Annotated in this window: 7 protein-coding genes and 1 pseudogene; 1 reads left to right on the forward strand and 7 read right to left on the reverse strand. The window is 65.4% G+C overall.

Features of this window, described 5'->3' with window-relative positions:
• Nucleotides 1-261, forward strand: a 261-nt coding sequence (locus StrepF001_RS43970; RefSeq protein WP_129803674.1) for a S1 RNA-binding domain-containing protein, incomplete at its 5' end; no start/stop codon positions are given.
• 150 nt (nt 262-411) lie between these two features.
• Here the strand turns inward: StrepF001_RS43970 and StrepF001_RS43975 are convergent.
• The 7 genes and pseudogenes from StrepF001_RS43975 to StrepF001_RS44000 all read right to left on the reverse strand — a co-directional run.
• Nucleotides 412-900: a hypothetical protein gene (locus StrepF001_RS43975; protein WP_165396579.1), complete on the reverse strand. Its 489-nt coding sequence runs from the start codon at nt 898-900 to the stop codon at nt 412-414.
• 628 nt (nt 901-1,528) lie between these two features.
• Nucleotides 1,529-2,089, reverse strand: a complete 561-nt coding sequence (locus tag StrepF001_RS43980) for a hypothetical protein (protein WP_129803676.1) — start codon at nt 2,087-2,089, stop codon at nt 1,529-1,531.
• Nucleotides 2,090-2,122: 33 nt separating this feature from the next.
• Nucleotides 2,123-2,785 carry a hypothetical protein gene (locus tag StrepF001_RS43985; RefSeq protein ID WP_129803677.1) on the reverse strand — a complete coding sequence of 221 codons (663 nt, stop codon included), beginning with the start codon at nt 2,783-2,785 and terminating at the stop codon, nt 2,123-2,125.
• Nucleotides 2,782-3,174, reverse strand: a complete 393-nt coding sequence (locus StrepF001_RS43990) for a hypothetical protein (RefSeq protein WP_129803678.1) — start codon at nt 3,172-3,174, stop codon at nt 2,782-2,784. The genes StrepF001_RS43985 and StrepF001_RS43990 overlap by 4 nt, the downstream gene beginning before the upstream one ends.
• Nucleotides 3,174-3,950, reverse strand: coding sequence for a hypothetical protein (locus tag StrepF001_RS50360; protein ID WP_346657023.1), 777 nt, complete (start codon nt 3,948-3,950; stop codon nt 3,174-3,176). The genes StrepF001_RS43990 and StrepF001_RS50360 overlap by 1 nt, the downstream gene beginning before the upstream one ends.
• Entirely contained in the window at nt 3,893-5,566 is a 1,674-nt protein-coding gene (locus tag StrepF001_RS43995) for a glycoside hydrolase domain-containing protein (protein WP_346657024.1), read from the reverse strand. The genes StrepF001_RS50360 and StrepF001_RS43995 overlap by 58 nt, the downstream gene beginning before the upstream one ends.
• Before the next feature lie 587 nt (nt 5,567-6,153).
• Nucleotides 6,154-6,270 (reverse strand): annotated as a pseudogene (locus StrepF001_RS44000) (IS5/IS1182 family transposase); the annotation flags it as partial.

Consider the following 6,270-nt stretch of genomic DNA (forward strand, 5'->3'; position numbering starts at 1 on the left):
CTGCACGAGGAGGCTGTGGACCTGCCCCGGCGGTACTGGATGGAGTTCGCGCGGAACCGACTCGGCCGGGTGGTCCGCGGCACGGTCACCAAGGCGGTCCCGTTCGGGGGGTTCGTTCGCGTGGCCGAGGGCGTCGAAGGGCTGGTGCACCGGGACACGCTCACCGGCCCGTCCCTGCCCGAGGTGGGCGACGAGCTGTCCGTCGAGATCGTCGGCATCAACCTCGTCCGCAGGCGGGTCGGCCTGAAGCCTGCGTCGTAGCGGGCCTGGCTTGTCGGCGACCACCGTCCGCTGCAACAACCCCCACGTGAACTCGGCGACCAGCCGTCGCCGTACGCCCCACGCGTCCGCTTGGCTCTGACAACGTGAGCTGGGGTCTGGCACACGTTCCGATGGCGGACTGAGCCTGCGTCACCACGTCAGGGTCAGCGAACCTCCGACCGGCAGCGGGTGCCAGCGGTCGGCGTAGTCGTCGAACCGGGACACGATCCGGTCGACCACCGGGGTGATCTCCCCCGCCGTCACATACGCCGGCAGCTCCCGCGCGTGGCCGCGCCGCACCTCCCACACGGGTACGGCGATGCCTGCCAGCTCCTCCGACCTGGCCATGTCGGCCTTCGCCTGAGGGGACGACTTCACCCGCTTCGACTTGCGGCGCCGGGCGGCCTTGGCCCGCTCCGCGGGGTCGGCGGGCCAGAACAGGCCGTTGTCACCGGCGGCCAGCCGCCCGTAGACGCCGAGTTTGATGCCGGCCTCCGCCTCGACGAGGAAGTGCACCAAGTCATGCGGGAGATACGGATGCCCGCCGGGCCCGTTGCGCGGGGCGAGCGCGGCACCGGTCTCGCGGTGCACCGCGATGTCGTAACTCGTACCGGGACCTTTGGTGAAGACGACGCGCATGCCCGGCACGGTAAGTGACGATCGCGGCCGCAGACACCTGGTTTTCTGCCGCGCTCAGCGGGCACGCCCCCCGGGTGCAGGTGGCGTACGGCGGCTGCGGCACGCCTCACCGATCCCACCCCGGAATGTATTTGGCACTGCGGCCGGGCGAGCCGTCGGCAACCGCCACCACGGCTCTGAGCGGAGCCACGCGGTCCGTATGGCTGCACCACTCGACGGGACGCCACCTGTCTTGTCGAGGAGTTTCCGTCAGGCCGACGCCCGCATTATTGGTGGGCTACTTTCTGACTGGTGGGGAGAGCCGCGGGCGGCCGCCCCCTCAGCGAGGAAGCGGGCCGTGAACAGGGCTCAGGAGCGGCCGTGTTCTGTACGCTACAGACCGACGACGTCCATCGACGCGCCTGCTGTTGCGTCGAATCCGTTGGGACCTGTGACGCGGATGGTGAAGCGGTAGTAGGCGCGCTTACTGCTGACCGGACTTTCGTCCCTGATCGATCGAACCTCTTCCTGGCTGGCGTTGCCCTGCTGCCCGCCGACATGGTCGGATCCGCACCCCACCAGCAGAAGAGTGCTCGACAGCGTGACGGCTACGGCGAGGTACGCGCTGGTACGCAGAAGCCTGGCACGATCAGTCGCATGCCGCGACGGACATGACTCGGTCGATGATCGGGACACCGTTCGACCACATGATCGCCGTCACCTGGGAGCAGTCGATCCAGCCGCCCACATCGCTTGACTCGAACTTGACCGGGCCTGCGTACTGCGAATAGGTGCCCTCGTCCACCTTGCATGCCATACCGGTCTTGTTCGGGCACAGCTTCAGCTTCATCTTCTTCGCCACGCCGAGATTGTTGTCGAACACCGCGCAAGCCCCGACCTTGCTGGTCGAAGACTTCATGTACGTGAACAGGGTGCCGAACCGGCGCTCGTCCGGGAGACGCTGGGCTCTCTCGAGCTGGTACCCGGACCCGCACAGTGTTGCGGTGGCGCGGACAGCGGCCGGGTCCTCAGCCGCGACAGCACGCGTCTGGGCGTCGTGGGCTCCGCTCTCGGAGAATTCGACGCTGGTCCCGGGAACGAGCATGTTGGTGCCTGAGGGGGTGTGGTCTTCGGCCAGGGCCTGAGGAGTGGCTGCGAGAACGGAGACGAGAGCAGCAGCCGGGGCGATGGTGCGTATCAGTCTGCGCATGGGAGTTGTTCCCTTCCTCGAGGATTCGCTGGTTCAGAGGTAGGCCGCAGCCTTTTTGCGGCGGCTCGGAAGGAATGGGTCGATGGATCCAGCGCCGGACCCGGGGCCGGCTTCCTCGCCACGGATTCGGCGAGCAAGACTGGCAAGTCCGGGGTCACCGGGGTGGACGTCGATCTGGAAATGGGACTCCTTGACCGGCTTTGCGTGTCCGCCCCAGCGGATGACGCCCTGGCAGTCGGCGAGGATGTCCGCGACGACGACCTTCTCAAGATCGGACAGCCCGGTGCCACTCTGTGCTCCCAACGGGTAGAAGAGCGGGCGGATCGCAATCGCGGTACCGGACAGGTGGTTCGACTCGATGTCGGCACCCACGGTGCGGTGGGCGGTGTGGCCCTGAACGTCGCCGGGGCGGAGCATGTCGATCTCGTACGCGAACCGGCGGGCCACATACAACAGCACCGTGGCCACGTCGCCTTTCAGCAGTGGCACATCGACACCGGTGCCTTCGATACGAAAGGTGTCTGTGTGGCTGTCGTCGATGACGGGCCAGTGGTTCTGCGTTCGCCTGCCGTGCCACGCGCTCCGCTCAGGGGCGGCCGCAGCGGTGGGAACACCGACGAGAAGAGCTCCCGCAGTGATGCCCGCGGTAATGCCGAGAGCCTGACGGCGGGTGAATATGTGAGCGGTGTCGCTCAACGCGTGTGTCCTTTCCGGTAGCGGCGGTAGGCAAGGACCGCCAACGTCACCAAGCAGCCGGTGAAGACGGCCATGCAGGTGAAGAGGAGTGGATTGACCCAGCCGCTCACGAGTTCCTTCTGCTCGCCGTTGTCCCAGTAGCAGGTGGCGTGCAGCGGAAAAGCGCCGTCCTCGTAGCGGTCGAAGTGGACGATGGGGCGCCTGTCGAAGAAGTCGGGACACGCCTGCGACGGGAAGGCGAAGTGGACCTGAGCCCAGCCGAGCAGGTAGCACAGGGTTCCGGTGGCGATGGATGCCTTGATCAGGCCGAGAAGCCGTCGGCCCTCCTGGACGCGTACGAAGGCCAGACCGAAGCCGACAAAGAGCACCGCCAGGATCCAGGAACCCATCAGGCTGAACCGTCCGCGAACAGCCTGGCGTGGTTGGCCTTCATCTTCGCCTGGCTGCGGGCCTCCAGACCGGCGCGAGCGATCAGCGCATCCGCGAAGCCGAGGCAGTAATTCCTCAGCCTGTCCTCCGGAAGCAGGTGGGAAAAGACCATGGCGACTCCTCCCGTCTGCGTTTCGAGGGCGATACGTCCGACGTTGATGAGCGGATCATCGATCGACGTGAGGATGTAGAACGCCGCGTCCGCCGCTGTGGTCTGCGAGGTGCCGAACCGCTTGGCAAGGTAGTCCCTGAACCGGGTTACCCCGCCGGTCTTCTCGTAGTGCTCGCGCACGGCCGTGGTAATGGGCACACCGAACCGCATCTTCTCGGCCAGGAGGAAGCCGTCGGCGTCCTCGACGAGGTCGCTGAAGCCGAATGAGGAGACCACGCCGATCTTGCCGAGGCGTTCGGTGCAGTAGGTGTAGCCGTTGGCGTAGGAGTCACTGTCGCGACGCCACTCCCCGTAGAACGTCATGAGGTCTCCGGCCCACCCGGCCACGTCACCCCGGTTGGCCTTGCGCTGGTCCGACAGAGGTGGCTTGATCATGTGTCCGGCCGCGGTGGCCAGCAGGTGCTGTGGGCCCAGAGTCTGCCCCGTGAAGGGGTCGGTGAAGTCGGACAGCAGCTCTGCGCCCCGGCTGTTGGCGTAGTCGATGAATTCCCGGTCGACGTCGCCGATCAGGTTCTTCCATTCGTGCCCCGCATAGCGCTCCTGCCGGTAATAGTCCGTGACCAACCGGTTCGGATCGCCCTTTCCGTAGCTCTTGGCGAGGTTGTAAAGCTGGTCGATGTTCGTGAGGAAGTTCGCGGCGGGGGACACGGCACGGTTGACGTCCTTCTGGCCGTTGTCGGAGCCGGCCCGGTGCGCATCGCGGTCCAGCCAGAACGTGTCGCTGCCGTTGGTGACCTTGTATTCCTTGATCTGCTTGAATGACCAGTTCGCCGGCAGGGGGAAGCCGAGGTTTCCGGAGAACCCCACGACATGCCGGAGACGAACGAGTACGCGGCGTAGGACTCCTTCGTCACCTGCGCGCAGACGTTCCGGGAACCGTACACGCCGTGGACGTATCTCTTGCCCTTCGACGCGAGGCCGGAGCTGACTCCGCGGAAGTAATCCAGGATCTGCGGCATGTCCTCCTGGGTGGCGTCATAGTCGACAGCGAAATAGATGACGGTGCCCCGGTTGAAGCCGAAGTGGACGGCTTGATCATGAGCGAACTGGCCGTGCTTGTATCCATTGCCCCAGTAGTACTCCGACAGGCTCCTGCCGTTGTCCTGGAAGATCGGGAAGACGCGCAGCCCGGCTTTGAAGATGTTGTCGAGCTCTCCCGGCTCCAGCATCTTCGATCCGCCGCCCGCCGAGGCCTCGTTGATGTACCGGCCGACATACCGGTAGCCATCGGCGTACATCTTGGCGCCGCGGGACGGGGTGATCGTGTAGGCGGTGTCGGAAGCCGTGACCGGCCGGTCGGGATCTCCCATGGACACCAGGAGCTGCGCCCACGTCGTGTAGTCGCCCTTACTCGTGACGGGGAGCTGGGAGAACGTCTGGAACGCCTTCACCCAGCCTTCGACATCGGCATCCCATGAGTCGGTGAAGTGGGTGGCGGCATCGGGCTCGCCATACCCGGGGACGGGCTCGTTGAACACGCAGGCTGCGGAGAAGAGTTGGACGAACAGGCCGGACGACCCGGGGCCGACGGTGTGTGCTTTGATGCCGGACTGCGCGCCAGGACCGAAATTGCCGTTCGCGTCCGCCTCCGCGATGCCGACCGCGAGCTGGATCGCCTTCATCAGCGACTGCTGCACGTCCCGCGAGTAGATCCCGTCAGTGGGGCCGATGGAGAACGTCTTCTTCGTCCAGTAGTTCTTGTTCAGCCACTGCTGGATGGACCGGATCTTGTCCGTGCCGCCGGCGACGGTGATGTAGGCGTCCATGTTGAGCATGGCTTTGAGTACCTTCGGCTGGACCACCCCGCCGTCCTTGGGCAGGCCCATGTTCTCCTTCATCTTGTCGACCGCCGCCGCGGCGTCCGGGTCGAACTCGGCCACCGCCGTGTCGCCGCCCCAATAGCCCTTGCAGAACAGGGCGTGGCGGATGATTTTGACGATGTTGGTGTTCTTCTTCCACCCGATGCCGATGGTGCCGAGTGCGGTGACCTTGGCGAGGGTGCCGTCCCCGAAGTTCGCCACGAGGGGACTGATGCCGAGCTCGTGCTGTAAGCCCATGGTGAGGGCGTACATAGTGGCCCAACCGGTCTTTCCGTCCTCGGGGCACTTCACGTAGCCCGACACCCTGCCGTAGGTGGCGTTGACCCATTTCTGGGCAGCAAGAACCTTCTCATCGGCCATGTGACGGCCTCTCCTCCAGCGGTCGGAGTTCTTGAAACCTGGATATGCAGGGATAAATGGGAGCAGGCTCGCGCACGTCAGCACGGGCAGCCCACTGCGCGCTGGTTGTCAGGGGAGCCGTACGAGGGCGGGCAGGCAGGCAAGGTCGACTCGGCGTGCGCGAACAGCCCGGCACTGAGGCATGACGATGTATCCCCCCATGACGACGGCGCCCCCAAGTAGCTGGATGGCGCCTGGTCCGGCAGCTTGGTCAGGCTGCCCATGCGGAGATCACCATAGGCATAGACCAAAGTTGAGGGTCAAGAGAAACGGTTCGACCAGCGGGAGGGATGGCCTGAATGCTTCACGAGAGCGGACGACGGTTTGGAGCAGGTGTGTCCACCCAGGTGCCCGGCGATTGACTGTGTGACTCATGTGAAGCATGAGTGAAACTCTGGAGTGGATGCCAGCTTCCGATGGCTGATTCTCGCCCCCGAAGCAGTCACTGACGTTCTCTCAGCGGTGATCACCTTCCAGATTCTGTTGAGGGCGAGGACTGCGCGGGCGATGTCGCCGGAGGGCGGGCAGGACCCCTCGCGTCGGCAGTGATCCAGGACCGCGTGCAGGTCCGGGGCCTGGGCTGCGAGGACATCGATGCTTTCGTGGAGGTAGCAGTAGCCGGTGGCCTGGGAGACGCCGGCGTCTCCCAGGCCACCGGCTACTGC

Origin of the sequence: Streptomyces sp. F001, from assembly GCF_004187715.1 — a bacterium.
Lineage (GTDB): Bacteria > Actinomycetota > Actinomycetes > Streptomycetales > Streptomycetaceae > Streptomyces > Streptomyces flavusporus.